Raw genomic sequence first — 26513 nt, 5'->3', positions numbered from 1 at the left:
ATGCATCTCACCGACACCGAGTTTTGGCACGATTTGATGCATGGGATCGTCGGCCCACGACAGGGTGGTGCGCGGATCATCATCGACTCCGAAGACGCCAGCACCGGCGTGGGGAAGACCGGCCTCTCCGTGTATCTCGCGCTGTTACTCTGTCGTGCGTTCGGCTACCAGATCGACCAAGACGATCTCACACTCTCGGGTGCGGCGTACCTCGACCGCTGGCGGGAGCACCCCGGCGCTGAGCAACCGTCTGTGATCATCCTCGACGAGCTGGGCGGCGCCGGAGCTGGGCAAGCTCGCCGAGCCATGTCCGGCCAGAACGTTGACCTAAGCAACGCGTGGCAGCTCATGCGAAAGAAGCGAATCGTGACGATCGTGACGCTTCCCCACTGGTCGAAGGCCGACAAGAGCCTCCGCAAACAGGCTGATTACCGGCTGTGGTGCCTGCGGGAGCCTATCGGATACTTCCGCCCCTACAAGGTCGGTGCGACGTTCAATGACGGCAACATTCAGACGCGTGGGTACGACGACGTGGATCGTATCCGCTTCCCCAACATGGATGAGAACGGTTCGCCGGTCTACAACTATCTCGACGAGCAGAAGGATGAACTCCTCGAAAGTGGCTACTTTGACGCTGACAAGTTAGAGGGCGAAGAGCAAGACGACGAGACGGATAACACACTCACCGATAACGACAAGGAGCACATCAAGCACATGGCCGAATCTACCGGCGCGACACAGACGGAAATCGCGGACGTGTATGATATTGACCGAAGCACAGTATCGAAAATAAAGAACGAAGCATTGTGAGTAACCTAATCGCAAGACGCGAGGCGGGTACTCACAAAGCCCATTTCTCTAATCGCAAGACGTGAGCGGGATTTATCCACTCAGTTCGTGAGTGTGACCAAAGCATATACTCTAACGCGCGTAATGCCTCAGATTCTGCCGATTGGCTGGTAGCTCACCGTGCGCGCCACCCGCTCGCGGCAGTGACGAGCGGCCGCGCCTCGACGAGATCGCCCGGATCCGCGCGACGAATACAATCGCCCCAGCAGTGGGACACCACACACCCACCCACACACGGGTAACCCGGGCGGTAGGCCAATGCGCGGGCTACGACTTACTCCCCGCTACCCATCTCTTCCAGCTCGTCGGCGGTTGCGGTCAGGTCCTCGCCGACCGCGCCCGCCTCGTCGACGGAGAGGATCACGCGCTGCGTCACACTCCCGAGTGAGATCCGCATCTCAACGTGCGGGTCCTCGTCGTCGAGGTGATACCCCTCCACCTCGACCGACGCCTCGCCCGCCTCGGCGCCGAGCTGCAGGTCGGCGAGCGCGGAGTGTGTCGACCCGGCGATGCGCTCCGCGCCGTGGTCGGCTTCACTCATCGGTCTCACCTTCCGGCTGTTTGGCGCCTGCTGCGCATTCGAGCAGGTCCCGAGCGAACGTCTCGGCCTGCTCCGGCGGGAGGGAGACCGTCGTCGAGATCGTCTCGTCGCCGTTGGATACCTCGGCGCAAAAAGTCACCTCGCCGGGCTGAGTCTCGAACATCTCGATCGCGGCGGGCGCATCGCGGATCATCGCCTCGGCCACGCCAGCCCGTAGGTCGCCGATCCCCTGGCCGAAGACTGTCCACTTCGGATCGGCGTTGAGATTAAACTGTTCTGGGTCAGTGACGCGCTCCGCGCCGTGTGCGGCTTCACTCATCGGGGATCACCTTCGGAACGATCTGCACGCTGTAGATATCGGCTTCCCGCAGGCGCTCCGGCTCGTCAAACTCTGCGGTGAGCGTGATTTCAGTCTCTCCACCGCTCACATCGACGCTCAGCTCTGCCGACTTACTATCTCTGTACTGGTCGGCGGGGTTGTCGTCGTCGAGGAACGCGATAGCGTGCTCCGTCGTAAACTCAAACTCGGTGTCGTCGCTGTGGTCGGTATCCGATTCGTCGGTCGGTCGCTTGGTGTCAGTGGCGGTCATGGTCGAACCCCTGTGGTCGCACGCGGTTGGGTGTCCTTTGCACCCCGCCGCGCGTACTACCCATCTACTTGCTGGATACTTCAAATTACTGAGTATTACACGTAACGTGGCGTGCTATGCACGCAATATCGCGTGCGTCGATGTCTGGAGCGGTGGTTTCGCGACGCTGACCCCGGGGGTCAGAGCCGACAAAGTGCCATGCATTTCAGGATCTGAGGCGGCCGGCGATCTCCACCTCGTCCTTCAACTCGAACGCATTGAGTATCCGCCGCGCGCGGTCGCGGCTGACCCGCGCCGCTCGACAGAAGTCAAACAGCGTCTCGGCCTCTCGCGCGTACTGTTCCACGTCCTCCCGGGAGAGGTGATCTGGCAGCTCCATTGTTTCACCCAATCAGTCGCTGCCGCGTTTCGCAGCTCCCGCACGCGGCCACGCCGTCCGCCCAAAACGCTCTCCCGTCACACTCCGGGTCCGGACAGTCAATGACCGCCGTCTCGACTAACACCATTTCGCCGTCGATCTCGTCGACGCCCCAGGCGGTCCGGTCATACTTGACGGGCGGGTCACGCCGCAGCCGCCGAACGCGGTCAACCGTCCCGTCGACGGGGAGCGCGAGACTCATGTGGCCACCTCCCCCTCCGCGCGGTAGCCGCGCCACACCTGGCGCCCGAACACGACCAGCGGGACCAGCAGGCTGCCGAGCGCCTGGCCGAACTGTCCCTGCGCCGCGAAAAAGACCACCAACGCGGCGCATATCATCGCCACCACGTTGACCACCCAGCGGAGGTACGCGCGGAGCATTTAGAACAACCCTCCCGACCCGAACAGCCCGCCATCTGAGTCGTCGCGGGTGTCCCACCCCAGCTCTGCGCTGGTGTCGATGCGCTCGCCGGTGAACGGATTCAGGAAATCGATTGTGAACCGCTCTTTGTACCCCTCGCTGTCGTCGCGCCGCCCGCGGTCGCCGGCGTCGAGGTCGAGATCCAGGTCGGGCCGTCGCGGCCTATCCGGCGTATCCGGCGGGATGATCGGCCCGCCGGGCGGCGTGGTCGGCCCGCCCGGCGGCGTCCCGGGCTCGGACGGCGGCGTGCTGGATCCGTAGGTCGGCGTGATCGGGTCGGACGGTGGCCCGGGGTCGCTCGGCTGGCTGGGGTCGCCAGGCGGTCCGGGCTCGCCGGGGTCGCTCGGGATCACACTACCGCCGGGATCACTCGGGATCACACTGCCGCCGCTACCGGGAACGCCCGACCCACCGCTCGGGTCGGACGGCGGGCCGCTCGGGCCGCCCTCAGACACCCCGCCACCGCCGCTGCTACCGGGCGTGAACCCGTCGGACCCGCCGACCGGGCTGGTGGGGCTCGTCACCCCGCCGACAGGGCTGACGCCGCCGCTCACGCCGCCACTCGGCGCGGACGGCTCGCTCACGTCGCGCGTCGCCTCGCTCGGCGCGTCACCCCCACCGTCGGCGGGCACGATCGGGGCCGGCCGGTCGGTCCCTGGCCTGCGGCTCCCGGCCAGCTCGTCGATCGTCCCGGTGAACGCGGGTCGGGTGTCGGGGCCGTCGGGGATATCGGCCTGCGCGCGGTCGTCGAAGCCGAACCGCCGCGGCGGCGTGTCCGCGTCCACATCGTCGGGGACGACACCGCGGAGCGGGACGCGCCGGCCTTGGACCACGGTGTACGCGTCCGACCCGACCCCCAGCCGGCGGGCGAGGTTCCGGAGCGGGCCGCCACCCACGTCGCGGAACTCGGCGCCGGGCGGGACGATCGCCTCAACCTCGCCCGGGTTCACTTCGTCCGCCGGCTTGGTGACGGCGGTCGTATCGCCACCGCGGTCGATCATCTCCTGATTGAAGTCGTCGAGCGTGTCGGCGTCGGGGTTCTCCACATCCGTGCGGACGAGCAGCCCCGTCGGCTGGCTCCCCAGGTCCGGCAGCCCGGGGCGCAAGCTGAAGCCGGCGCTTCGCCCCTCGACGTCGAGGAAGTTGGGCGACAGGTCGGGGCCGACGAAACTCCCCGGCGTCTCGTAATCGAACTCTTCGAGACTTTCCCCGGGCCCGGACTGAAAACCCTGTGCGGCGCGGCCACGGCCGGGACCTTCGGGTTCGACGCCGAGCGCCTTGGTGAGGATCGTCCCGTCGTCGTCGAAGAGGTCTTGCACGGCCTCGGGTTGGTCGGCCTGCTGGCGGACCGCCTCGGCGGGGTCGGTCTGGTACAGGTCGGGGTCCTCGGCGCCCGGGAACCGCTCGCCCTCGGTGCCGCCAGTCCGCTGGTAGCGCGCGACGGCTTCCTGGGTCACGTCTTCGAGGTCGAGCCGCGGTCCGCCGACCGTCCGAACCCGGTCGCGAACGATACGGCCGCCACGCCCCAACGCGGTGCCGGTCCCGGCGCTGATTGCAGCGGCGCCGGCCACCGCCGCCCCGCTCTCAACGGGGTTCTCGCGGATACTCCGGACCGTCTCTTGGCCAGTGACGAGCCCGAGCCGGCCGACGGCCTGGGCTACGTCGACGGCGCCCTCTTCGCGCACCTCGCCGGGTGCCTGCGTCGCCATCTCGACAGCGGTATCGGCGAAGGCCGGCGCCTGCGCGACGCCCGCCGCCGCCTCGACGCCGGCGCCGGCGAGCCCCTGCAGCACGTTTTCGGGGAGTTCGCTGCCGGCGACGGTCACGGGATCGTTGTCCTCGAACGTATCGCGGTAATCGCTGATGTTCTGCGCGGTCGTCCGGAAGCCCTGTTCGGAGAGGTTGATACGAGAGACGTTCTGCAATTGCTCGCGCTCCGACTGTGCCAGCCCGTCGTCTGTAAGCCCGACCGGGCTGCGTCCACTCCCGACCTGGACCGAACCCGGAAGCAGCCCTTCATTCGTCCCCGGCCGTTCCGAGAGGATCCCGCCGCGGGTCAGGTCGTCGGTGATTCCGGTGTCGAACTGGATGTTGCTCTCCTCGCCGGGCTCGGTCGCCTCGACGAGATCGTCACCGGACAGCCCGGGGGCCGGGGCCATCGTCTCTTGGCCGACGGTCCGGATCTCGTCGCCTCGCCCGAAGATCGGGCCGATAAGCCCACCCAGCGGTCCCTGGTTTTGCTGCTGCTGGTCGTTGAGCGCGCCAACGCCGGGCCTGGTCACCTCCACGTCGGGGGCACGGGCTTGCATCTTCACCCGCTGCTGTGCGGTCCGCGCGCCGGACAGATTCCGGATGATCTCCTCGTTCAGCTCCGGTAGCTGGTTCTCCCGGGTCGCCGCGCGTGCCCGCTGTTTTTCTTGCTGCTGGGCCGTCCGCGCCCCGGAGAGGTTGCGGATGATCTCCTCGTTGCGCTCTTCGAGGTCGGCGAGCGCGTTCGTGCGTCGGCGCTCGCGCACTTGCTCTTGGGCCTCCTCGTCGAACGCGAAGGTCCGTTCGACCGTCTCGCCGGCGTCGGTCTCGACAGTCGCGGTCAGCGCGTCATCGATATCCTCCACTTCCTCAATCTCGGTCACGTCGCCGGTGACGGCCTCCTCGGCGGGCGTGCCCTCGCCCGGCGTGCGCCGGGCAACTTGGTCGTCGACGCGATCCGGCGCGTCGTCGGGGATCTCGCGTACGTCCCGCTCGAAGGCCGCTTCGATCGCCTCGCGCCGCTGCTGGTCGTCGAGGAACTCCCTGGCCCGCTCGTCGGTCACGCGGACCACCGGGTCGCCGCTCTCGTCCGTCTGTACCTCGACGGGATCCTCTCCGAACGGGTCGATGGTGAAGCTCCCGCGCTCGCCGGGGGCGTTGCTCCCTTCCAGCGTCGTCGATAGCTCGTCTTCCAGGCGATTCTCCCGGATTTCGGCGCGGGCTCGATCGGTGAGATTCGCCTCGAAGGTCTCACCCTCCTCCGCCCAGTTGATTTCGATCGCGCTTCGGGACTCAAGGTTGTACTCGTCGAGAAGAGTGGTCTTGAACTCCCGCGCCTGGCCTTGCACGCGCTCGCTCACACTGTCGTCGAACGCGAGCCCGAGCGTGTCGTCCGCGGCGTTCGGGTCGACGCTATCGGGCGCGGACGACTCAGGGAGCGTGCCTCGCTCCTGCGGCTCTTCGGTGGGCGGCGCCGTGGGGTCCTGGCCGTCGCCCGGCGGCTGTAGCGGGTCCGTGGTCGGCGGCTCCGGGTCCGGCGGCGTCGCGCCACCGTTCGCCCCACCGTCGCCGGGCTGGGTCGGCGCGTCGCCGCCGGTGCTGCCGCCGCTGCCGCCACCGCCGCCCGTGTCGTCGCCCCCTCCGCCGCCACCCGGCGGCGCTGGGTCGGTGGTAGGCGGCTCGGGATCCGGCGGGTCCGGGTCGGGATCGGGCGGCGCCGGGTCGGTGCCTGGCGTCGGAGCGAACCCGCCGCCAGCGGAGCCGCCGCCCGCGTCACCGTCACTCGGCGGGGTCGGATCAGGGTCCGGCGGGTCCGGGTCGGGATCGGGGTCGGGGGGCGCCGGGTCGGTGTCCGGCGTCGGGGCGAACCCGCCGCCAGCGGAGCCGCCGCCCGTGTCGTCGTCGGTGCTGTCGTCGCTCCCACCACCACCGCTCGGCGGGCTCGGATCGGGGTCCGGCGGGTCCGGGTCGGGCTCCGGCGGCGCGACCACGCCCGGGAAGGGACTAAACCCCCCACCGGCGGAGCCGCCGCCCGTGTCGTCGGAGCTGCCGCCGCCGCCACTGCCGCCGCCGTCGCTGGTATCGGTGCTGTCGTCCTGTGCGTCGCGTTGCTCTTCGGCGCGATCGCGTGCCTGCTCGATGTCGTCCTGAATGCGGTCGGGGAGATCGTCGGGGCCAAAGCTCATATCGCCAATTTCGCCCCGAACTAGCTTAAAAACGGCAGGCCAGGGCGATTCTCAGTTACGTGAGCCCCGCGTCCTCGAACGCGCTGTTCACAACGTCCGGCGTCGGTGTATTCAGATACGGTTCGATCGCCTGAAAGCTATTCCAGCCGCCCACGGCCATGACCACACGCGGGTTCATGCTCTCGTCGACGAGCAGGCGTTGTGCGAACCGCCTGCGGAGATCGTGACTCGACACATGGCGAAAGTCGTCGTCGCCCGTCTCGTCCGCTGCACGGGCCGCTGTCCGCTCTACGACGGCCCGCACGCCTCTCGGGGTGAGCTGTATGAACGAATCGGTTGGCGCTAAGTCCTCGGCGTTCTGAAAGCGGTGTAGGTCCCTCTCAACGTCCCTCGGAAGGTAGGCGTCCCGTGGCTCTCCGTTGCCGTTCTTGGTGTCTTTCCCCTCGGGCACTCGGAGGTGGTAGTGTTCGCCGTCCGCGGTCCGCTTGATGTGTTTCGGCTTGATCTGTGGGATCTCGAAAGCGCGCAAGCCGACGTAGCCGCCCAACTGGATAATGAGATCGTCACGGTGGCTGACCGCCGCTCGCCGGAGCTGTTCTAACTCGTCGTCGGTCAACCAGACCTTGTATGTCCCCTCTTTCGCGGTCCCGTCAAGTTGCATAGTCGTTTGTTAGAACAAGGCGGAACATAAGCACCGGCCGCCAGGGCACTGTGGCGAGATATAGCGGTGTGTCTCGGGGGTTCGGTTCCGATTTGACTCACAAGTCGGAAGTTCTGAGAGCCGAGTACTATTCCGCCAGGTCACCTAACTTGTCCATCAACTTTGCCGCCAGTTTCGGGTCGTCTTCGAGGGCCTGCGCTATCGCGTCGGCGTCCTTGTACTCTTCGAGCGTATCCGCCCGTTCCTTCTCTTCTCGCACTTTGTCTTTCACCACGTCCTGGGCTGCCTGCGCGTCGGGCGTGAACACGGTCCCACAGTCCGAACAGGCTTTCGCGTTGTCCGGTGTGTTCGCACCACAGTTCGGACAAATCTGTGGCGTGAGGGAGCTTTCCGGTTCATCCCCGTCGTCTATACTCGGAACAGCGTTACGTGCTGCCTGAATGAAATCGTCATCGGACAGGTGGGCATACGTCGTTTCCATCACCCGAGAGCTTGGTGCGTGGCCGATGAGGTGTTTGATCACCTCGTTGTCCATGTCGTAATCCCGCTTCGCTACCGTGACAAAATTGTGGCGTAATGCGTGGGGGTGGATCGGCTTGTCGATCCCCGTCTCGTCTTTCATCTTGTCCATGAGGTACGTGAATACGTCATGGCTCACCGGTTCCGTAGGGTCGGGCTTGGAGTACCGTGGCTTCGCCGTGATTAGGTACGCGTCGGGGTTATCCTTCGCTGGATGCGATTGGATCCAGTTGCGTACTGACGTTTCCGCCAAGAGCAACGGTCGGCGTTTCGCGTTTTCGTCGGCACCCTTCAGCCCTTCTGCCTCTTCATTGAGTTTGTAGGTGCCCGCCTGAACGTCGACGTGTTTGAGCTTGAGCGTCCGGATCGCGGTCGCACGCTGGCCGGTATAGAGGAACAGGTCGATGATCGCCCGGTCCCGTGGGTGAGTGGCCGCGTCCCGCAGCTCGTGAATCTCGTCGCGAGTCAGCATATCGTCGGGATCGATCGGACTCGACTGTTCTTTCAGGCCAGTGATCTCGCTTGGATCACAGTCGAGATCGTCATGGTAGCCGTAGAACGACTTTACGATCATCTGGTAGGTCCGCGTGGTACTCTTCGCAAGTCCCGAGTCTTTCACACCGTCCGCCGATCCATCCAAGAACGACTGCATGACTCGGTTAATGTCCTCGGCGGTAGCCGTAGCCAATTCGGTATGCTTAGCGATTCGGCCAAGGTCGTTGAGATACGTCCGCAACGTAGCTGCCTCTTTGTGACTGTCACCCTCCGGCTTCGCCGTCGTAATGTTCTCTCCGTCGTATGCTTCGCCGTATTCGAGGATTCGATCCGCGTCCGCCTCACTGATTGTCCCATCGTTGCCGTAACGTTCAATCCGCTTCCGAGCCTCTTTGTATTCTAGGCGCGGGGTCTTCTTGGTCATAGGATTCCCCGTGCCTGCCTTTACGTACCAACCACTTAGAGGTGTGGTATTCCTGGGTAAGTGGTCGGAGGATACTGCCAGTACTCCTGCACCCTGGCGTGGTTGTACCGAGTCATCGACTGTTGGCGGACCTGCGTCCGCCGCCGTAATCACTGTTCCCCCGCCGCGACGCGGTTTCGTGGGGTCGCCCGCCGGTCGGCGTCGCCGGCGGAGCCACTACAGACCGCCCGCCGGCACCCACATCCGTCTCCGACCCCAGGGATCGGTATGGCGACAGACACGACGGTCCTCGTGGTCGGCGGCGGGGCGACCGGCGCGGGCGTCGCGCGCGACCTCGCGCTCCGGGGGTGCGACGTGACGCTCGTCGACCGCGGCGGCCTCGCCGACGGGACGACCGGGCGCTCGCACGGCCTGCTCCACAGCGGCGCGCGCTACGCCGAGGCCGACGCGACCGGCGCCGAGGAGTGCATCGCGGAGAACCGCGTCCTCCGGGACATCGCGGGCGCGGCCGTCGCCGACACCGGCGGCCTGTTCGTCCAGCTCGCGGCGGACGACCCCGAGTACTTCGACGCCAAGCGCGACGCCTGCGAGGCGGTCGGGATCCCCGTCGACGTGATCGACGGCGACGAGGCGCGGGCGGCGGTCCCCGACCTCGCCGGGAGCGTCGAGCGGGCGATGCAGGTCCCGGACGCCGTGGTCTCCCCTTCCCGACTCGTGGCCGCCAACGCCCGCGCCGCGGCCGACCGCGGCGCCGCAGTCCACTACGACTCGCCCGTCGAGGGGATCCGGGTCGACGACGGCGAGGTGACCGGCGTCGCGGTCGGCGGCGCGCTCGGCGAGACAGTCCACCCAGATGTCGTCGTCAACGCGACGGGGGCGTGGGCGGGCGAACTCGCGGCGATGGCCGGTGTGACAGTCGAGATGCGACCCACTCGGGGGCTGATGGTGTCGGTCGAGTACCCCGACCTCGGGACGGTCCGCAACCGGTGTCGGGAGCCGGGCGACGGCGACATCGTCGTCCCCCACGATCGCGAGGCGGTGCTCGGGACCACGAGCGTCGCGGTCGACGACCCCGACGACCACGAGCGGGCCGACTGGGAGCGCGAGCGCGTCCGCGAGGAGTGCGCGGCGATGTGTCCGCCGCTGGCCGAGGCCGCCCACGTCCGCGAGTGGTGGGGCGTGCGCCCGCTGTACGAGCCCGACGAGGCCGAGCGCGGCGGCCGAGGTATCTCTCGGGGCTTCTTCCTGCTCGACCACGCCGACGAGGGCGTCGGGAACCTCCTGTCGGTCGTCGGCGGGAAGCTGACCACCTACCGGCTGATGGCCGAGGCGACGGCCGACGCGGTCTGCGAGCACCTCGGCGTCGGCGAGCCCTGTCGCACCGCCGAAGAGACCCTGCCCGGTGCCGACGACCCCGAGGCGCTCGACGGGTTCGTCGCCGACCTCGGCGGCCCTGGCCTGTCCGACAGCGACGTGGCCGGCCGGTGAAGGAGCGTCGCTGGCGGCGGTGAGGCGTCCGCAGGCGAGCGATATCCCGCCGGTCAGTCGTCGTCGAACCGGCGGGCAGTCGAGTCGAGGGACTCGTCGCGGGGCGGCCGGTAGATGGCTGTTCGCCGACAGATTCGCCCCAGCGAGGTCACCCGAGCGGTCGCGTTCGGGAGCGCGGACCGCACCGAACCCCCGGACTCGCGCGGGCGAACAGTCGGCGAACTTTTTACTTGTGGAAGCTTAAGGGGTGGTATCGGGAATGTCACGGAACCAGACCGAACAGATGTTTCAGGACGACCTCGACTACTGTTACGACGCCGTCCAGGACGTATCGCGGACGTTCGCGCTGACGGTCGCGGAGCTCGACGAGCCGATGTCGCGCGACATCTGTGTCGGCTACCTCCTCTGCCGGATCGCGGACACCGTCGAGGACGCGGGGCACATCCCGCCGGCCGAGCAGCGGACCCTCCTCGACCTGTACAACCGGGTGCTCGACCCCGACGACGACGCGACGATCGCGGAGTTCAGGGCCGCCGTCGACGAGTGGATCCCCGAGAGCCCCGACGCCGACTGGGAGGTCGTCGCGCAGTCGCCGCGGGTGTTCCGCGCGTTCGACGGCCTCGACGACGAGTCGAAGGCCGCCATCCGGCCGCCGGTGCGCGAACTCGTCAGCGGCATGGCGATGTTCGTCGAACGGTACGCCGAACAGGGCGGGCTCCGGCTCCAGACGTTCAGCGAACTGGAGGAGTACTGCTGGTACGCCGCCGGGACCGTCGGGACGCTCGTGACCGGCCTGCTCTCGCGCAACGTCGACGACTCCGTCAGCGAGACGCTGCACAACAACGCCCGCTCGTTCGCCATGCTGCTCCAGCTGGTCAACGTCTCGAAGGACGTGGCCACCGACTTCGAGGAGGAGAACAACGTCTACATCCCCCAGGAACTGCTCGAGGACCAGGAGCTCGACACGGAGGACATCCGCGGGGAGGACGGCGAGGAGTTCGTCCCCGTCATCCGCCGGGTGGTCGACCGCGCCGAGGGGTACCTCGACGGCGCCCAGACCTGGCTCGAAGCCATGCCCGAGATCCGCGGGAACACCCTCTCGGCGTGGGCGATCCCCTTCCTCCTGGCCGTCGGCACGCTGCGCGAACTCGAGGAGCGCCCCGAGGACGTGATCGAGGAGGGCGACGTGAAGGTCTCCCGCTCGGAGGTGACGACGCTGTTCGCGATGTTCTCCGGCGACGACGACCCCTCGGTCGCCGAACTGCGCTCGAAGATCCGCCAGCAACCGCTCGACGAGTACTGACCACGCGCCCGCCGACGGTCCCCGGTCTCCGGTCCGGCCCGGCCCAGTCGAGTTCGACTCGGTCGGGCCCGATCCGGTCCGGTCTGGTTCCCGAGGGTCGGAACACCGCCGAGCGTCCCCTCCGCCGGCACACATCGGAACGGATTAGTCACGCTGGTCGATAGCTCGCGATATGTCGGCAGACGCAGACGTGATCGTCGCCGGGGGCGGCCCGGCCGGCCTCCAGTTCGCCCGCGAAGTCGCCGCCCGCTCGGCGTACTCGGTCGTCGTACTCGAAGCCAACGACGCCCTCTCCGAGAACGACAAGTCGACGGGGGGCACCTTTCACCAGGTTATCGACCGCTACGGGATCCCCGACGGCGTGGTGATGGCCGAAAACGAGGACGTGGTCTTCGAGGCGCCCGGCGCGAGTTCGACGCTCGACATTCCCGGCTACGTCCTCGACTTCCCCGCCTTCCTGGAGTTCCTCGGCGAGGACGCCGAGCGCGAGGGCGCCGAGATCCGCACCGGTGCCCGGGTCCAGAAACCGATCCGCGAGGGCGGCCGCGTCGTCGGCGTCGAGTACACCCGCGGCGGCGAACGGCGCGACCTCCGGGCGGACCTGGTCGTCGACGCGACCGGCCCGCGGGCGGTGCTCGCGAAGCAACTCGGGATGTTCGACCCCGAGTCGGCCCAGCACGGCGTCGGCAAGGAGTACGAGGTCGAGGGTCGCTACGACCTGAACTCGATGCTGTTCAGATTCGACCACGACGACGCGCCCGGCGGGTACGCCTGGACGTTCCCCGCCGGCGACGACGCGTTCAAGGCGGGCGTCTGCTGGATCGACGACTTCTACGAGAGCCACGCTCCGGCCGACGACGGGGCCATCGACGACTACGTCGAGGAGTGGCTCGCAGCCGACCCGCGCTGGGAAGCCGAGTCCGTTCGGGCGGTCCACGCCGGCGACGCCGTCTCGAACAACTCCATCAACCAGCGCGCGACCGACGGGCTGGTGGCCGTCGGCGACGCGGTGTCGAGCATCAACCCCCTGTTCGGCGAGGGGATCCGTCCGGGCATGGAGTCGGCGGAGATGGCGGCCAACGTCGCGCTCGCGGCGCTGGACCGCGGCGACACATCCCGCGAGCGCCTCGCCGTCTACGAGGACCGCTGGAACAGCGAGAAGGGCCTGCACTGGCGGGTACAGCGGATGGTCGGCGAGTTGCTCTACGACTTCACGCCCGACCAGCAGCGGCGGTTCGTCACCAGCGCCGGCCGGCTGACCGACGCGCAGGTCGACCGCCTCCAGCGCTACGAGTTGCGCCTCCGGGACTACCTCGAGCTGTACCCCTTCGACCCGAGCGACCTCTCGAAGGTGCGGGCGCTCGCCCGGCACGTCTGAGTTCGGCCGGCCCGACAGAACCCCGAGTCTGACCCCAAGATCGAGACGAGACCGCCCGACTGCGCGGTCGTCCGGCGGTCGTGACACGTGGTAGCGCGATACTCAGGTGATTTAAACGTGGCGGGCCCGTACCTACCCTGTGAGCGAGAGCGACAACAGCGGGCGTCGGAACCTCCGGATGCCCTCGGACGACGAACTGTTCGCGGTGGTCACACAGCACAACGGCGGCAACCACGTGCGCGTCCAGTGCGAGGACGGCGTCGACCGCATGGGCCGGATCCCCGGCCGAATGAAGTACCGAACCTGGATCAGCGAGGGCGACGTTGTCCTCGTCGAACCGTGGGACTGGCAGGACGAGAAGGCCAACATCGAGTGGCGCTACTCCGAGCAGGACGCCGACCAGCTGCGCGACGAAGGCCACATCGACTGATTTTCCTCGTTCCCCGAGCGCGCCGTAGCGACGACCACGTGTCGCGCGGCCGGTAGCCTCGGCCCTCCCGATAGCCTCGGCCCGTAGCATTGGCTCCCCCGTAATACCGGCTCCGCCCACTCCGATCAGCCTAGCGTCTCGGATCGTGGGACCCCGTCAGAGGACCGTGATCGACGGTATCGGGTGGCACGGGCGCACTCGACCCGAACGCACCCTACGTGGAGGCGGCACCCGCCCGGGTCGTATCCCACTGAGGGCCGCAGGGAACCTGCAAGCAACGTTATGACCTCCGGCGGAATCTACGCGCACATGGAAGACGACGCCAGTACGACAGTGCTCTCGGTCCTCGAAACCGTCGCCGCCGCCGAACGGGTCGACCCCGTCGACCTGCCGCCGCTGGCCGACGCCGTCGACCCCCAGGCGCTGAACGACCTGTTCGCCCCCGCCGCGGGCGAGGGGGTCCCGGCGACGGTCCGGTTCGAGTACTGCGGGTACGAGGTCACGGTCCGCGGTGTCGGCTCCGTGACCGCCGAGCCGATCGGCCGCCCGGCGACCGCGACGGGCACGGCCGCGCCGTCCGGCGTCGACGCGAGCGAGGAGTCACTCGCCGACTAGTTATCGCAGCGTCGCCGCGGTGATACCGGCGAGTTCGTCTGCCACGTCGGGGTCGAGCTGGTCGGCGGTGACCCGCCAGCGCCAGTTGCCCTCGGCGGTGCCGGGGACGTTGAACCGCGCCTCGCTGCCGAGTTCGAGCAGGTCGGGCACGGTCGTCAGCGCCAGCGCCGCGTCGGAGTCCCAGACGGCCTCGATGAGGTCCCAGGCGACCCGCTCGCCGTCGGTCGCCAGCGCGTAGTGGAGACAGTCCCGCTGCTCGGCGGACAGCGACTCGTACCAGCCGACCGCGGTGTCCGTGTCGTGGGTCGAGGTGTACCCGACGGACTGGCGGGGGTAGCTCTCCGGTTTGTACCGGTCGGTCTCGGCGCACCAGTCGGCGTAGTGGGGCACCCGCATCCCGGGGAACTCGAAGCGGTCCCGCAGGGCGACCATGCTCTCGTCGAGGAAGCCCAGGTCCTCGACGACGAACGGGAGCCCACCCAGGGCGTCGCGCATCGTCTCGAAGAAGTCCGCGCCGGGACCGGACTGCCACTCGCCGGCGGCGGGGTCGTCGGCGTCGGCGGGGATCGCCCAGTACTCGTCGAACGCCTTGAAGTGGTCGATGCGAGCGAGGTCGACCAGGTCGAGCAGCCGCGAGAGCCGCCGGCGCCACCACGCGTAGTCCGTCTCGCGCAGGCGGTCCCAGTCGTAGACCGGGTTGCCCCAGCGCTGGCCCTCGTCGCCGGGGTTCGGCGGGACGCCCGCGACGGCATTCGGGTCGCCGTCCTCGTCCAGCCGGAAGGTGTCCTGGTCGGCCCACACGTCCGCCGAGTCGAGCGCGACGTAGATGGGCAGGTCCCCGACGAGGTCGACGCCGCGGTCGGCCGCCGCCGCGCGCAACTCGCGCCACTGTTCGTCGAAGACCCACTGGACGAACGCGTGGTACTCGACGGCCTCGGCGTGGTTCTCCCGTGCCGCCGCCAGCGCGTCGGCGTCCCGACCGGCCAGGTCGGCGGGCCAGTCGGTCCACGCCGCGTCGCCGTGGGCGCCTTTCAGCGCCGCGTACAGCGCGTAGTCGTCGAGCCAGGCCGACTCGCGCTCGCGGAACGCCTCGAAGTCCGCCCGCCCCTCGTCGGCGGCCTCCGTCGCGAACGTCCCGTGGGCCCGTCGCAGTCGCTCGCGCTTGAACGGCGCGACCGCCTCGTAGTTCACGCTCCCGGGATCGGCGTCCATGGGGCCGTCGAGGTCGGACTCGTCGAGATAGCCCCGGTCGGCGAGGTCGGTCAGGTCGACCAGTAGCGGGTTGCCGGCGAACGCCGACGAGGAACCGTACGGCGAGTGGCCGTACGCCGCCGAAGTGGGTCCGACCGGGCAGAACTGCCACAGCGACTGGTCCGCCCGGTCGAGGAAGTCGAGGAACGCCCGCGCCCCGGAACCGAGGTCACCGATCCCGTGGGAACCCGGCAGGGAGGTGAGGTGCAGAAACACGCCGCTCCGGCGCTGCTGTTGCATGGCCCCGCCTTGACGCCCCGGGAGTTTCAAACGTCCGGGTGGGTGCGGGTCCGGTCGCTCGCCCGTCGGTCGATACGGAGACGTACATTCTCCTCCGTAGAGATCAGTATTAGGCCATTGAGGGAAACATTAATCCACAAATCCGTCTAGAAGTGAAAATTTATTTCCTTCCAGGCCATATCGGTGAACATGACTCGATACCCCCGTCGGGCGGGGAACGCGCGGTTGCACTGCGACGCCTGCGGCTCCCCGGTCGTCAAGCGAGCGGACAGCGGCTTCGTCTGCGTCGACTGCGGCGCCGCGCCCGCGGAGTGACCGCCGGCGCGGCCGGTCGATGTTCTCGCGGACGGTCAGTGCTGTCGCGGCCGAACGGGTAAAGTGGGGGTGACGCGAAGGGGCTGGCAGATGGTACCACGCGTTCTCATGCTCGGGTGGGGGTTCCCGCCGAACGTCAGCGGCGGGCTCGACACGGCGGTCGGCGAACTCGTCGACAGGTTCGACGCGCGCGGCGACGTCGAAGTCGACCTCGTCCTCCCGGCGGAGTACGCGCCCGAGGGACGGGAGAACATCCACGGCGTCCCGACCGGCGACGGCGACGTGAGCACGCGCATCAACCGCCTCGCCGGCGAGTTCGTCGACTACGCGGCCGACGCCGACATCGTCCACACCCACGACTGGTTCGGCTACGGCCCGGGCTCGCGCGCCCAGGCGACCCACGACGCCGAGTGGGTGACCACCTTCCACTCGCTGACGACCGACCGGAACCGCCAGCCGCCGGACCGCGAAGTCGAGACCGAACAGCGGATCGTCGACCGCGCGGACCACCTGATCGCCGTCAGCGACCTCGTCCGCCGCAACATCGCCCACGAGTACGGCGGCGACGCCCGCGTCGTCCACAACGGCTTCTCCTCGGTCGAGCCCACCGGCCGCGACCTGAAGGCGGAACTCGACATCGACGGCCCCATGCTCTTCTTCGTCGGCCGTCACACCCACCAGAAGGGCCTCTCCCATCTCGTCTACGCGCTCTCGAAGCTCCGCCGGCCAGACGCGCGACTCGTCCTCGGCGGCACGGGTCACCTCACCGACCAGCTGGAGGAGTTCGTCGATCTGCTCGGCATCGAGGACCAGGTGGAGTTCGTCGGCTACGTCCCCGAGTCGGAGCTGGGCGACTACTACGCCTCCGCGGATCTCTTCGTCTCGCCGTCGCTGGCCGAACCGTTCGGGATCACGATCGTCGAGGCGCTGTCGGTCGGCACGCGCGTCGTCGCCAGCGAGTCCGGCGCCGCGGAGGTCCTCCCCGACGACTGCGTCGTCGAGGTCGAACCCGACTCCGACTCCATCGCCGACGGCATCGACGAGGGCCTGGCGGCCGACACGCCGCTGGAGTACGAGGAACGCACCTGGGAGACGGTGGCCGACGAACACGTCGCCTTCTACGAGGAGATCCTGGCGGAGTAAGACCGTCGCGTCGGGCGGTACGGGTCGCGGCTCAGCGCAGTAGCCGCACGTCCGTCACCGGCTCGGGGTGGACGATGCGGAAGCCGTTCGCGGTCGGCGAGCGGCCGAGCGTCGCCGGCGTTCGGCGACTCGATCCATAGGGGCTGTCGTCGGCGATGCCCTCGTAGGGGCTGTCCCCGCCCGCCGGTCGGTAGGGGGTCGTTTCCTCCTCCTCCTCGTCGGTTCGCTCCGGCGGGAGGTAGATCCGCTCGCCCGACGCCGAGCGGACGACCGTCGCCACCCGGCGCTGGCCCGTCACCTCGATGGTCGTCCGCCCGTCCTCGATGTCCACGTCGACCGAGACCGGTCCCCCGGCGTTCGCCCCGCTCATGTCTCGACCGCCGGCCGAGAGCGACTTAACTGTTCGCGTCGCCCCGAAACTGGCGCTCGGGACGGGAGAGTGTAGTAGCGGTGCGGTCGGCGCGCGCTGTCGCGGCCTCCGTGCCGCGACGTAGCCGCGCGAGGGATGAGAGAGCGAGCGGAGCGAGTGAGCGAATCGGCTGGGGAGGTTCGTGGCCCGTTGCGGTACTGTGCGGGGCGGTGCTGTCCTGGCGGACTGAAAGGGCGAGGCGCGCTCGCGTTCAGTTCAGTCGTCTGAGCGGGCACTATCCGCGCGAGTGCTGTGCGGTGCGTTGTCCGAGCGCGGATATCCCGCTCAGCGACCGCGAGCGCGTCGAGGGCTTTCAGCGCTCACTGTCGAGCGTGGTCGCAGTCACTGCTAGCGAGCGCGTCGAGGGCTTTCAGCGCTCACTGTCGAGTGTGGTCGCAGTCACTGCTAGCGAGCGCGGCGAGGGCTTTCAGCGCTCGCTGTCGAGTGCGGCCGCCCCCTTTACCGTCGATCCGCGACAGACACGACATCGTCGACAGAATCGCGCACACCGCAAACCCGAAGGGAGAGACGCGCGCAGGTAGGCCCATGCACCACCCGGGACCGCCGCGGTTCGTGGCCGTCGGCGACGAGGTCGAACTCGCGCCGCGGGACCCCGACCCGGCGGCGACCTACGCCTGGACGGTCGCGGCCGCGCCCGCGGAGTCGACGGCCACGCTGGGCGACGACGCCGTCGAGTACTTCACCCCGGACGAGTCGGGCCGCTACGCCCTGGCGCTCGACGCGCCCGACGGCCGCCACGAACTGACCGTCCGGGCGTTCCCCGGCGGACTCGCATCCGCCTCCGAGTCGCCCGACTACGCCCGTTCCGGCGACACGGCGACGACCGACGACGACACGACCCCCGCGGCCGACGGCACCAGTGGCGACGGGGACGGCTCGGACCGAGTCGACGACGAAACCGACGCGCCAGCCGACCCCGACGGCGGCGGCCGACCGCGACTCACGCTCTCGGCGACCCTGACGGACGACGCCGTCGTCGTCGAGACCGACGCTCAACCGCACCCCGATGGGACGGAGACGGCCGCTGACCTCGACGTAACCGTCCTGCTGGACGACCGCGACGACGTGACGCGCGAGGACGTGCGGATCGCGGACGGGACGGTGACGGTCCCCCTCGACGCCCTCGCCGACCGCGCCAGGGTCCACGCCGTCGCCGTCGGCCGCCACGGCTACAGCGTCCCAGACGCGGTCGATATCCGCCGCGGCGAGGACGGCACGGTCGTGGTCCACCGCCCCTACGACCCGCCGGCGTGGGCCGAGGATTCGGTCATCTACGAGGTTTACGTGCGGACGTTCCCCGGGCAGGACAGCGGCGCGACAGGCGAGAGCGACGCCACTGGGACGGGCACGGTCTTCGACGCGATCCGCGAGCGGCTGGACTACATCGAGGGGCTGGGCGTCGACACGCTCTGGCTGACGCCCGTACTCGAGAACGACGACGCGCCCCACGGCTACAACGTCACGGACTTCTTCGCGCTCGCCGACGACCTCGGTACGCGCGAGGACTACGAGCGGCTGGTCGACGCGGCCCACGAGCGCGGTATGCGCGTCCTCTTCGACCTGGTCTGCAACCACTCCGCGCGAGCCCACCCGTACTTCCAGGCGGCCGTCTCCGACCCGTCGAGCGAGTACCGCGAGTGGTACGAGTGGCGCGGACCCGCCGAGCCCGAGACGTACTTCGACTGGGAGCTGATCGCCAACTTCGACTTCTCGCATCTGCCCGTCCGCCGACACCTGCTCGACGCGGTCGACGAGTGGGCGCCGCTGGTCGACGGCTTCCGCTGCGACATGGCGTGGGCGGTCCCCGACTCGTTCTGGCGGGAGGTCCACGACCGGCTGAAGGCCCGCGACGCCGACTTCCTCCTGCTCGACGAGACCATCCCGTACATCCCTGACTACCAGGCGGGGCTGTTCGACATGCACTTCGACTCGACGACCTACGCCGCGCTCCGGCGGGTGGGCAACGGCGAGCCGGCCGAGGCCGTCCTCGACGCCGTCGATGACCGCGCCCGCTCGGGCTTCCCCGACCACGCGGGGTTCATGCTCTACGCCGAGAACCACGACGAGACCCGCTACCTCGTCGAGTGCGGCCGCCCCGCGGCGGAGGCGGCGCTCGGGGCGCTCTTTACCCTCCCCGGGGCGCCGATGGTCTACGCCGGCCAGGAGTTCGGCCAGCGCGGCCGGCGCGACGACCTCGCCTGGGCCCACGCCGACGAGTCGCTGCGCGAGCACGTCCGCCGGCTGACCGCACTCCGGCGCGAACAGCCCGCGCTGTCGGCCGGCGCCGCGCTCGACCGGGTCGACTACGACGTCCGGGAGGGGTGGGACGACCGCGTGGTCGCGTTCCGCCGGGCGGTCGGGGCGTCGGCGGACGACCCCGATTCCGAAGGCGACGCCGTCGCGAGTGACGACACGGTGGTCGTCGTCCTGAACTTCGGTGCGGAGCCGGCGACGGTCGCCGTCGACGCCGCGACGGGGAAGACGGACCTGCTGACCGGGGAGCCACTCCACGGGTCGGCGAGCGACGGACTCCGCGTCGAGAGCGTCGCGGTCGTCGACGCACGGTCGGGTGGACGGTGACCCCCGCGACGCCCGATCGACTGGCCGGTGGCGCCGTCGCCGTCCGCTCGACCGCGGGACGTGAAGCGGGATTTATATGCGGAACGGGCGTGGTGACCGTATGCGGCTGACGACGGCGCTCGACGAGTACAAGCGGCGACGCGGCGAGCGCTTCCCGGAGGAGACGAGGACGGTCGACGGCGCCTTCTCGGGCCACGGCGACCGGCTGGTCCACGTGGACCCGAACGGGTCGCTGCGCGACTACTCCGCGCCGCTCTCGGGGTTGCACGGGATCGACCGCTCGAAGCTGGGGGTCCGGACCGACCGTGGCACTCGCTGGTTTGCCGACCTGGAGACGATCCGCCAGCACTACTACCGGGACACGCGCCTCGTCGAGACCGAGTACGACGCCGGCTCGTTCACGGTCCACCAGTACGACCTGACGCTCGGCCGGGCCCACGTCACCCACGTCGAACTCAGGGGCGCGGTCCCGCCCGAGGCCCGCCTCGTCGCCTTCCTCACGCTGGCGCCCGAGGGCGAGGAGGCCGGCGTCGGCGCCCTGGTCCACGACGAAGGCGGCCCCGCGGGCGCGGACGCCCTGGAGGTCTTCCACCGGACGGAACACGACTACCTGACCGCGTCGACCGGGCTCGACGGGATCCACGGCCAGCGGCCCGAGCGGTTCGCGGAGATCCTCGACGACGACCCGGTCGACTTCCCGCGCGGCGAGGGCGAGCGCGCCGCCGACCAGACGCGGATGACCGGCGATTTCGTGGTGACCGCGCCGCTCGAACGGGAGGGGCGGAGCAACCGGACGACGCTGGTCACCCAGCTGTCGGACCACCGCGAGATCGACAGAGGCGGGGCGCTGGCGGACCTGCGGGCCTGCGCGGCCGACCACGCGAGCGCCGACGAACTCCGCGCCGCGGCCCGCGAGCGGACGACCGTCGACGTGTCCGGGTCGACCCCCCGGTCGGACCTGGTGCGGGCCGACCTGCGGGTGGCGGACCTGCTCGAAGGGGCCGCCGGCGCGCGGGTCGCGGCCCCGGAGTTCGACCCGTTCCACGCCAACTCCGGCGGCTACGGCTACGTCTGGTTCCGCGACGACGCCGAACTCGCCCGCCACGTCCTCGCGGCGGGCGACCGCCTCGACCTGTCGGTCGGCGGCCTCGTCGACCGGGCGGCACGCTTCCACTGCGAGGCCCAGCTACCCGACGGGACCTGGCCCCACCGCGTGTGGGCGAGCGACGGCTCGCTCGCGCCCGGATGGGCCAACGCGACCGTCGAGCGCAGCGACGACGCCGTCGAGTACCAGGCCGACCAGACGGCCTCCGTGACGGCGTTCCTCGCGACGCTTTTGCGCGAGCGCCGCACCGACCTCGACGACGACCTGACCGTCTCCATCCGCGAGACGGTCGCCGAGGCGGTCGACGCGCTCGCCCGGACCGTCGGCGAGGACGGCCTGCCCGACCCCTGTCAGAACGTCTGGGAGGACGCCACCGGGCGGTTCACGCACACCGCGGCCACGTACGTCCAGGCGTTCGCGGCGGTCGCGCGGGCGCCCGTCGACCGCCAGCTGAGCGAGCGGGCGCTGGCGACCGCCGAGGCGGTGCTCGACGGCCTCGACGACGTGTACGACGCCGATCGGGGCGCCTACCCGATGCGGCTCGCCGGCGGCGAACCCGACCGCCGGCTCGACGCGGCGACGCTCGCGCTCGCCGAGGCGGTCGCCGCCTACGACGCCGTCCCCGAGGCGAACCTCGACGACGACCGCCTGGAGCGGGTGGCCGACCACGTGGCGACGACGCTGGACGGCCTCTTCCGCAACCCGCCCGAGAGCGAAGTCGCCGGGCTCGTCCGCTACGAGGGCGACGACTGGCGGACCGCCGGACAGGACCGCGAGAAGATCTGGTCCGCAACGACGGCGATGGGCGCCGTCGCCGCCGCCGAGGTGGGCGTCCTCCTCAACGAGCGCGGCCGGTCGGGCGACGCCTATCTCGACCGCGCCGCGGACCTGTACGAGCTGCTCGGCGCCGACGGCCCGCTGACGACCGACGCGGGGTATCTCGCCGAGCAGGCGTTCGACGACGGCGACCTCGACTGCGCGGCGCCGCTGGGCTGGTCGCACGCGCTCCGGCTGCGGGCGACCGCCGTCCTCGACGCCGAGGCGGCGCTGCCCGCCCGCACGTCGGACATCGAGGGGCCGACCGACCGGATGCGGTGGACGACCGGCGAGAAGTACGGCGTCGGCACCGCCGCCGACCACGACGCCGCCGACCCCTCGCGGGTCTGGTTCACGCTCACCGAGGGCGCGATGACGGAGGTGCGGTTCCCGCAGGTCGACCTGATGAACCTCCGCACGCTCGACTTCCTCGTCAGCGACCGCGACGACGACGAGTACACGATCCGGACGCACAACGAGTCCCGCGTCAGCGACGACACCGTCGAGCGACGGGTCGAACCGGTCGCCGACGACGCGCTCCTGTTTCGCCACGTCTTCACCGAGGCGGGCGACGGCCGCGGCCACGAGTGGGAGCTGACCGTCGAGTACGCGACCGACCCCGACCACGACGCGGTGCTGGCCGACGTGGAGTTCGCGGCCGCCGACGGCAGCGACTACGAGGTGTTCGCCGTCGCGGACACGGCGCTGGTCAACAGCGCGCGGGCCGACCGCGGCCTGCGGCTGGGCGAGCCCGGCGGCCACCACCTCGTCGCCCGCGACCCGACGGCCTACACCGGCGACACGGCCGACCCGCTGCTGGTCGACGAGGACGGCGAGGGCTACTCCGTCGCGATGGCGATGGCCGCCCGCGACCGCTTCGAGTGGGCGACCGTCGGCGCCGCCGGCAGCGAGCCGCTACGCGCGCTGTTCACCGACGGCGTCCTCCCGGAGCCTCGCGACGCCGTCGACAACCAGAGCGTCGTCCTCGTCGGCCGCCTCGGCACCGGCGACGCCGTCGACTCGGAGCTGGCGCTCGGGTTCGCCCGCGCCGCCGACACCGCCGCCGCGCTGGGCGAGGCCGACGGCGCCCTCGAACGGGGTTTCGAGACCGTCAGCGCCGAGTACGCCGACACCTGGGCCGACTTTCTCGGCGACCGCTCGCTGCCCGACGCGGTCGCCGGCGACCGCGACCTGGCAGCCCAGTACCGGACCGCGCTGATGACCCTCTACGCCGTCGAGGACAAGACTTACGCCGGCGCCTCCATCGCCTCCCCTTCGGTCCCGTGGGGCGAGGCAGTCTCCGCCGACGAGCCGAAGGGATACGGCTACAACTTCGTCTGGTCGCGGGACCTCTATCAGGTGTTCACCGTCTTCGAGGCGGTCGGCGAACTCGACGTGGCCGCCTCACAGCTGGCCTACATCTACGAGTACCAGCAGGACGGGGACGGGTTCATCCCGCAGAACACCTACGTCAACGGCATCACCCGCTGGGGCGGCGAGCAGATGGACAACATCTCCTTCCCGGCGGTGATGGCCTACCACCTCGCCGAGCGCGGGCTCGAGTTCGCCGACGTGGACTACGACTACGAGCACGTCCGACGGTCGGCCGACTACGTTGCCCGCAACGGCCCCGAGACCGCCCAGGAGCGCTGGGAGGAGGAGTCCGGTTACTCTCCCTCCTCGATCGCCGCCGAGATCGCCGGGCTGGCCTGCGCGGGCAAGCTCGCGGTCGAGGCCGGCCACGAGGCCGACGCGCTCGTCTGGACGGCGCTGGCCGACCAGTGGGTCAACAACGTCGAGGAGTGGACGGCCACCGAGACGGGGACCGAGCGCCACGACGAGACGCCCTACTACGTCCGCGTGACCCGCGACGGCGACCCCGAGGCCGGCCACCTGCGGACGCTGGCCAACGCCGGCCCGACCCTGGACGAGCGCGACATCATCGACGCCGGCTTCCTCGACCTCGTGCGGCTCGGCATCAAACCGGCCGACGACGAGGTGATCCGTAACTCGGTTGCCGAGGTCGACGACACCATCCGGGTCGACGCCGGCTCCGCGGCCGGCTTCTACCGCTACAACGGGGACGGCTACGGCGAGCGCGAGCGCGGCGACGTGGGCGGTCCGTGGTCGGTCGAACACAAGGGCAAGGGCCGGCTGTGGCCCCTCCTGACCGGCGAGCGCGGCGAGTACGAACTGCGGCTGGGCGACCCCGACCTCCCGCCGGAGGACTGCCTGCGGGCGATGCAGGAGTTCGCCAACTCCGGGCGGATGATCGCCGAGCAGGTGTGGGACCGCGAGCACGCCACCGACTACGACTGGACGTTCGGCGAGGGGACCGGCTCGGCGACGCCGCTGGCGTGGTCGATGGCCCAGTACGTCCGGCTCGCCCACGGGATCAGCGCCGGCGAACCCGTCGAGACGCCCGCATTCGTCCGCGAGCGCTACCGCGAGGAGCAGTTACAGGAGCCCGACCGCAGCCCCGCGCTCCGGGTGGACACCGAGTTCCGCGGGGACCAACTGGTCGTCTCCGGCGAGACGACCGGCGAGCGCGTCGCCGTCAAGACGCCCGTCGACAGCGCCCTCGTCGAACCCGACGGCACCGAGTTCGAGACGACCGTCGGCATCGAGCGCGGTCAGAACCAGGTGATCGTCGCCGCCGGCGCCGCCGACGTGGAGGCTTCGGGCACGACCGTCCGGCGGCTACAGCTGTAGCGGCCTCCGTTCCGAGGCGGCCCGGCCCGTCGGACTTTTCCCCGGGCCGGGACACTTCCCGGCCATGACCGACGAGCGCGACCCGGAGGCGACCCTCGACGAGTGGAAGGAGGCGATGCGGGCCGAACACGCCGAGGCCATCGCGAACCCGAACCCCGACGAGGACCACCGCATCGAGGGCGTCACCCAGGTCGCCCACCGGGTCACCTTCGAATACGATCCCGAGGCGGACAGTCTGGAGCGTGACGCGGTCGAACAGGTGGACGAACTGACCGACCCCGAACTGCGTTCGTGCTCGTGCGGCGTCCGCGGGATGACGCCCGAGGAGGCCCGCGAGCATGTGCGGGCGGCCCATGAGGCCGGCGGAGCGTGAACCGACGATGACGGCCGCTCCGTTCGATCGGCGCCGGTTCCGGCCGGGCTCAGTCCGGGGAGTCGTACTCCTGGTAGATGACGTGGCCGCAGGCCTTGCAGTGGGAGGCGTCGGGGTCGTGGCCGGTGAGCCCGCAGTTCGGGCAGGTGACCGGCACCTCGTCGTCGCTGGTCCAGGCGCGGACGATCTTGCTCGCCTGCCAGGGAATGAGGATGATCGCTGCGAGGATGCTGGCGACGGTCACCCACCGTCCCGCCCGCGTCACGGGAACGATGTCCCCGAACCCCGTCGTCGACAGGGTGATCACCACGTAGTAGAACGCGTCGCCGAAGTGCCGGACGTCGGGGTTCGCGCGGACCTCGGCGGTGTAGAACAGGCCCGCCGAGAGGAAGAGGACGACCAGCACCGTCAGCAGGAGTTTCGTGGCCCGGAGCGCGCCGCCGGAGACAGTGCCGAAAAAGAACTCCTCGTCGCGGGTGAACCGGTAGAACCGCAGGACGCGGACGACCCGGAGCACCCGCAGGAACCCGGCGTTCAGCGCGACGGTCGAGACGGGATAGAACACCACCAGGACGGTCGGGAGCACCGACAGCAGGTCGACGACCGTGTAGGGGTCGGTCGCCTCCGACAGCCGGTCGCGGGCGCCGTAGAGCCGCAGGACGTACTCCGCCGCGAAGACCGCGGCGATGGCGACCTCAAGGTCCCAGAGGCGGGCCCGTCGCGCCGGGTCCAGCGGGTAAGTCTGGGCGACGAACACGGCGACGAACACCAGGTTCAGGGCCAACAGCCCGATATCGATGGCCTTCCCGAGCGGCGTCCGGTGGTCGAGCAGGTAGAAGCGGATCCGCTCGCGGGCGTCGTCCGGCGGGCTGGAGTCCGTCGGTGGATCGGAGTCCGTCGGTGGATCGGAGTCCGCCGGTGGTCCCGGGTCCTCCGCTGGGCCGGCGCCGACGCTGCTCATACCCCTTCGAGCGGCCGACCGGTAAAGAAACACGTCACTCGGACCGGCCGGTCGGCCAACCGCGACGGGCGCCGCCGCTCGACGGGTGGTCGTCCGTAGAAACAAGGTGCGTTCGGTCGCCGTCAGGCGACGGTGCGAACCTCAGTTACGCGCGGACGACGTTCGTCGCGCGCGGGCCCTTGGGGGCGTCTTCGATCTCGAAGTCTATCTCGGTTCCTTCCGTCAGATCCTCGCCGCCAACGTCCTCCATGTGGAAGAATACGTCGTCGTCAGAGTCCTCGGTGTCGATGAAACCGTAACCGCCAGTGTCGTTGAAGAAGTCGACCTTACCGTTTGCCATTGCGAATAGACGGACGCCCGACCTACGGATAAGTATTCCGCATTTGTACGGATAAATTCCAAATTAGAAAACGAACGTATTCTATATCCGGTTTCAGGACCCGAATGTACAGAACGCGTGCTTTCCCCCGGATCGGTGACCGATCCGGCGGTTCGCGGGCGGTGTTCGACGGGATCCGTA

The 26513-nt window shown here is 69.5% G+C and carries 24 protein-coding genes; 11 read left to right on the top strand and 13 right to left on the bottom strand.

The annotated features are described in order from the left end of the window. Positions 1-810, top strand: coding sequence for an ATP-binding protein (locus ACMGFI_RS13620; protein ID WP_436910316.1), 810 nt, complete (start codon positions 1-3; stop codon positions 808-810). Between the two features lie 313 nt (positions 811-1123). On the opposite strand, the gene ACMGFI_RS13615 is transcribed toward ACMGFI_RS13620, so the two are convergent. The 9 genes from ACMGFI_RS13615 to ACMGFI_RS13575 form a co-directional block, all read right to left on the bottom strand. After that, entirely contained in the window at positions 1124-1390 is a 267-nt protein-coding gene (locus ACMGFI_RS13615) for a hypothetical protein (RefSeq protein ID WP_436910315.1), read from the bottom strand. Beyond that, positions 1383-1709 carry a hypothetical protein gene (locus ACMGFI_RS13610; RefSeq protein ID WP_436910313.1) on the bottom strand — a complete coding sequence of 109 codons (327 nt, stop codon included), beginning with the start codon at positions 1707-1709 and terminating at the stop codon, positions 1383-1385. Before ACMGFI_RS13610 ends, ACMGFI_RS13615 begins: the two co-directional genes overlap by 8 nt. Further along, positions 1702-1980, bottom strand: a complete 279-nt coding sequence (locus ACMGFI_RS13605) for a hypothetical protein (protein ID WP_436910312.1) — start codon at positions 1978-1980, stop codon at positions 1702-1704. The genes ACMGFI_RS13610 and ACMGFI_RS13605 overlap by 8 nt, the downstream gene beginning before the upstream one ends. 205 nt (positions 1981-2185) lie before the next feature. Beyond that, positions 2186-2359: a hypothetical protein gene (locus tag ACMGFI_RS13600; protein ID WP_436910311.1), complete on the bottom strand. Its 174-nt coding sequence runs from the start codon at positions 2357-2359 to the stop codon at positions 2186-2188. Between the two features lie 4 nt (positions 2360-2363). Beyond that, on the bottom strand, positions 2364-2600 hold the full coding sequence (locus tag ACMGFI_RS13595) for a hypothetical protein (protein ID WP_436910309.1): 237 nt from the start codon (positions 2598-2600) through the stop codon (positions 2364-2366). Beyond that, a complete protein-coding gene (locus tag ACMGFI_RS13590; RefSeq protein WP_436910308.1) occupies positions 2597-2779 on the bottom strand; it encodes a hypothetical protein in 183 nt (60 codons plus the stop codon). Before ACMGFI_RS13590 ends, ACMGFI_RS13595 begins: the two co-directional genes overlap by 4 nt. Then, the gene (locus tag ACMGFI_RS13585) at positions 2780-6754 is read right to left on the bottom strand and encodes a hypothetical protein (protein ID WP_436910307.1); all 3975 of its coding nucleotides are present in this window, start codon (positions 6752-6754) and stop codon (positions 2780-2782) included. A gap of 55 nt (positions 6755-6809) precedes the next feature. After that, on the bottom strand, positions 6810-7415 hold the full coding sequence (locus ACMGFI_RS13580) for a site-specific integrase (protein WP_436910306.1): 606 nt from the start codon (positions 7413-7415) through the stop codon (positions 6810-6812). A gap of 127 nt (positions 7416-7542) precedes the next feature. Continuing rightward, positions 7543-8853, bottom strand: a complete 1311-nt coding sequence (locus ACMGFI_RS13575) for a site-specific integrase (protein WP_436910305.1) — start codon at positions 8851-8853, stop codon at positions 7543-7545. A 267-nt stretch (positions 8854-9120) separates the two neighbouring features. Between ACMGFI_RS13575 and ACMGFI_RS13570 the strand changes: the two genes are divergently transcribed. The 5 genes from ACMGFI_RS13570 to ddfA all read left to right on the top strand — a co-directional run bounded on the left by ACMGFI_RS13570 (position 9121) and on the right by ddfA (position 14067). Then, positions 9121-10341, top strand: coding sequence for an FAD-dependent oxidoreductase (locus tag ACMGFI_RS13570; RefSeq protein WP_436910303.1), 1221 nt, complete (start codon positions 9121-9123; stop codon positions 10339-10341). A 259-nt stretch (positions 10342-10600) separates the two neighbouring features. Continuing rightward, positions 10601-11644, top strand: coding sequence for a phytoene/squalene synthase family protein (locus ACMGFI_RS13565; protein ID WP_436910302.1), 1044 nt, complete (start codon positions 10601-10603; stop codon positions 11642-11644). Between the two features lie 172 nt (positions 11645-11816). Next, a complete protein-coding gene (locus ACMGFI_RS13560; RefSeq protein WP_436910301.1) occupies positions 11817-13022 on the top strand; it encodes an NAD(P)/FAD-dependent oxidoreductase in 1206 nt (401 codons plus the stop codon). 139 nt (positions 13023-13161) lie between these two features. Next, positions 13162-13452, top strand: a complete 291-nt coding sequence (locus ACMGFI_RS13555) for a translation initiation factor eIF-1A (RefSeq protein ID WP_135362923.1) — start codon at positions 13162-13164, stop codon at positions 13450-13452. 309 nt (positions 13453-13761) lie between these two features. After that, positions 13762-14067 (top strand): DdfA family disk-determining factor, encoded by a 306-nt coding sequence (gene ddfA, locus ACMGFI_RS13550; RefSeq protein WP_436910299.1) that lies wholly within the window; start codon positions 13762-13764, stop codon positions 14065-14067. Here the strand turns inward: ddfA and malQ are convergent, their stop codons facing one another. Further along, positions 14068-15558 (bottom strand): 4-alpha-glucanotransferase, encoded by a 1491-nt coding sequence (malQ, locus tag ACMGFI_RS13545; RefSeq protein ID WP_436910298.1) that lies wholly within the window; start codon positions 15556-15558, stop codon positions 14068-14070. 189 nt (positions 15559-15747) lie between these two features. Between malQ and ACMGFI_RS13540 the strand changes: the two genes are divergently transcribed. Together ACMGFI_RS13540 and ACMGFI_RS13535 are read left to right on the top strand one after the other, a co-directional pair. Continuing rightward, positions 15748-15873 (top strand): hypothetical protein, encoded by a 126-nt coding sequence (locus ACMGFI_RS13540; RefSeq protein ID WP_436910297.1) that lies wholly within the window; start codon positions 15748-15750, stop codon positions 15871-15873. A gap of 90 nt (positions 15874-15963) precedes the next feature. After that, positions 15964-17016: a glycosyltransferase family 4 protein gene (locus tag ACMGFI_RS13535; protein WP_436910296.1), complete on the top strand. Its 1053-nt coding sequence runs from the start codon at positions 15964-15966 to the stop codon at positions 17014-17016. Positions 17017-17047: 31 nt separating this feature from the next. Here ACMGFI_RS13535 and ACMGFI_RS13530 read toward each other — a convergent pair whose 3' ends face one another. After that, entirely contained in the window at positions 17048-17386 is a 339-nt protein-coding gene (locus ACMGFI_RS13530) for a DUF7510 family protein (RefSeq protein WP_436910295.1), read from the bottom strand. 585 nt (positions 17387-17971) lie between these two features. Between ACMGFI_RS13530 and malA the strand changes: the two genes are divergently transcribed. The 3 genes from malA to ACMGFI_RS13515 all read left to right on the top strand — a co-directional run bounded on the left by malA (position 17972) and on the right by ACMGFI_RS13515 (position 25032). Beyond that, entirely contained in the window at positions 17972-20026 is a 2055-nt protein-coding gene (gene malA, locus ACMGFI_RS13525; RefSeq protein WP_436910294.1) for an alpha-amylase MalA, read from the top strand. Between the two features lie 100 nt (positions 20027-20126). Then, positions 20127-24659, top strand: a complete 4533-nt coding sequence (locus ACMGFI_RS13520) for a DUF7997 domain-containing protein (RefSeq protein ID WP_436910292.1) — start codon at positions 20127-20129, stop codon at positions 24657-24659. Positions 24660-24723: 64 nt separating this feature from the next. Beyond that, positions 24724-25032: a hypothetical protein gene (locus ACMGFI_RS13515; protein WP_436910291.1), complete on the top strand. Its 309-nt coding sequence runs from the start codon at positions 24724-24726 to the stop codon at positions 25030-25032. Positions 25033-25081: 49 nt separating this feature from the next. Here the strand turns inward: ACMGFI_RS13515 and ACMGFI_RS13510 are convergent, their stop codons facing one another. Both ACMGFI_RS13510 and ACMGFI_RS13505 read right to left on the bottom strand, forming a co-directional pair. Beyond that, positions 25082-25876 carry an ion transporter gene (locus tag ACMGFI_RS13510; RefSeq protein ID WP_436910917.1) on the bottom strand — a complete coding sequence of 265 codons (795 nt, stop codon included), beginning with the start codon at positions 25874-25876 and terminating at the stop codon, positions 25082-25084. A 262-nt stretch (positions 25877-26138) separates the two neighbouring features. Continuing rightward, positions 26139-26333 carry a cold-shock protein gene (locus ACMGFI_RS13505; RefSeq protein WP_006883975.1) on the bottom strand — a complete coding sequence of 65 codons (195 nt, stop codon included), beginning with the start codon at positions 26331-26333 and terminating at the stop codon, positions 26139-26141. Positions 26334-26513: the final 180 nt, after the last annotated feature.

The organism is Halosimplex marinum, assembly GCF_051414075.1.
Taxonomy (GTDB): domain Archaea; phylum Halobacteriota; class Halobacteria; order Halobacteriales; family Haloarculaceae; genus Halosimplex; species Halosimplex marinum.
The sequence above is the reverse complement of the archived record's forward strand: the minus strand, read 5'-3'. Positions and strand labels throughout refer to the sequence as shown.

What these genes read in the sequence shown, in the direction of transcription:
- ACMGFI_RS13530 (WP_436910295.1), bottom strand. Translation starts at nt 17,386, where the DNA reads ATGAGCGGGGCGAACGCCGGGGGACCGGTCTCGGTCGACGTGGACATC.
- ACMGFI_RS13570 (WP_436910303.1), top strand. Translation starts at nt 9,121, where the DNA reads ATGGCGACAGACACGACGGTCCTCGTGGTCGGCGGCGGGGCGACCGGC.
- ACMGFI_RS13580 (WP_436910306.1), bottom strand. Translation starts at nt 7,415, where the DNA reads ATGCAACTTGACGGGACCGCGAAAGAGGGGACATACAAGGTCTGGTTG.
- ACMGFI_RS13610 (WP_436910313.1), bottom strand. Translation starts at nt 1,709, where the DNA reads ATGAGTGAAGCCGCACACGGCGCGGAGCGCGTCACTGACCCAGAACAG.
- malA (WP_436910294.1), top strand. Translation starts at nt 17,972, where the DNA reads ATGCACCACCCGGGACCGCCGCGGTTCGTGGCCGTCGGCGACGAGGTC.
- ACMGFI_RS13590 (WP_436910308.1), bottom strand. Translation starts at nt 2,779, where the DNA reads ATGCTCCGCGCGTACCTCCGCTGGGTGGTCAACGTGGTGGCGATGATA.
- ACMGFI_RS13595 (WP_436910309.1), bottom strand. Translation starts at nt 2,600, where the DNA reads ATGAGTCTCGCGCTCCCCGTCGACGGGACGGTTGACCGCGTTCGGCGG.
- ACMGFI_RS13585 (WP_436910307.1), bottom strand. Translation starts at nt 6,754, where the DNA reads ATGAGCTTTGGCCCCGACGATCTCCCCGACCGCATTCAGGACGACATC.
- ACMGFI_RS13505 (WP_006883975.1), bottom strand. Translation starts at nt 26,333, where the DNA reads ATGGCAAACGGTAAGGTCGACTTCTTCAACGACACTGGCGGTTACGGT.
- ddfA (WP_436910299.1), top strand. Translation starts at nt 13,762, where the DNA reads ATGGAAGACGACGCCAGTACGACAGTGCTCTCGGTCCTCGAAACCGTC.
- malQ (WP_436910298.1), bottom strand. Translation starts at nt 15,558, where the DNA reads ATGCAACAGCAGCGCCGGAGCGGCGTGTTTCTGCACCTCACCTCCCTG.
- ACMGFI_RS13535 (WP_436910296.1), top strand. Translation starts at nt 15,964, where the DNA reads ATGGTACCACGCGTTCTCATGCTCGGGTGGGGGTTCCCGCCGAACGTC.
- ACMGFI_RS13605 (WP_436910312.1), bottom strand. Translation starts at nt 1,980, where the DNA reads ATGACCGCCACTGACACCAAGCGACCGACCGACGAATCGGATACCGAC.
- ACMGFI_RS13575 (WP_436910305.1), bottom strand. Translation starts at nt 8,853, where the DNA reads ATGACCAAGAAGACCCCGCGCCTAGAATACAAAGAGGCTCGGAAGCGG.
- ACMGFI_RS13560 (WP_436910301.1), top strand. Translation starts at nt 11,817, where the DNA reads ATGTCGGCAGACGCAGACGTGATCGTCGCCGGGGGCGGCCCGGCCGGC.
- ACMGFI_RS13515 (WP_436910291.1), top strand. Translation starts at nt 24,724, where the DNA reads ATGACCGACGAGCGCGACCCGGAGGCGACCCTCGACGAGTGGAAGGAG.
- ACMGFI_RS13600 (WP_436910311.1), bottom strand. Translation starts at nt 2,359, where the DNA reads ATGGAGCTGCCAGATCACCTCTCCCGGGAGGACGTGGAACAGTACGCG.
- ACMGFI_RS13620 (WP_436910316.1), top strand. Translation starts at nt 1, where the DNA reads ATGCATCTCACCGACACCGAGTTTTGGCACGATTTGATGCATGGGATC.
- ACMGFI_RS13565 (WP_436910302.1), top strand. Translation starts at nt 10,601, where the DNA reads ATGTCACGGAACCAGACCGAACAGATGTTTCAGGACGACCTCGACTAC.
- ACMGFI_RS13615 (WP_436910315.1), bottom strand. Translation starts at nt 1,390, where the DNA reads ATGAGTGAAGCCGACCACGGCGCGGAGCGCATCGCCGGGTCGACACAC.
- ACMGFI_RS13520 (WP_436910292.1), top strand. Translation starts at nt 20,127, where the DNA reads ATGCGGCTGACGACGGCGCTCGACGAGTACAAGCGGCGACGCGGCGAG.
- ACMGFI_RS13540 (WP_436910297.1), top strand. Translation starts at nt 15,748, where the DNA reads ATGACTCGATACCCCCGTCGGGCGGGGAACGCGCGGTTGCACTGCGAC.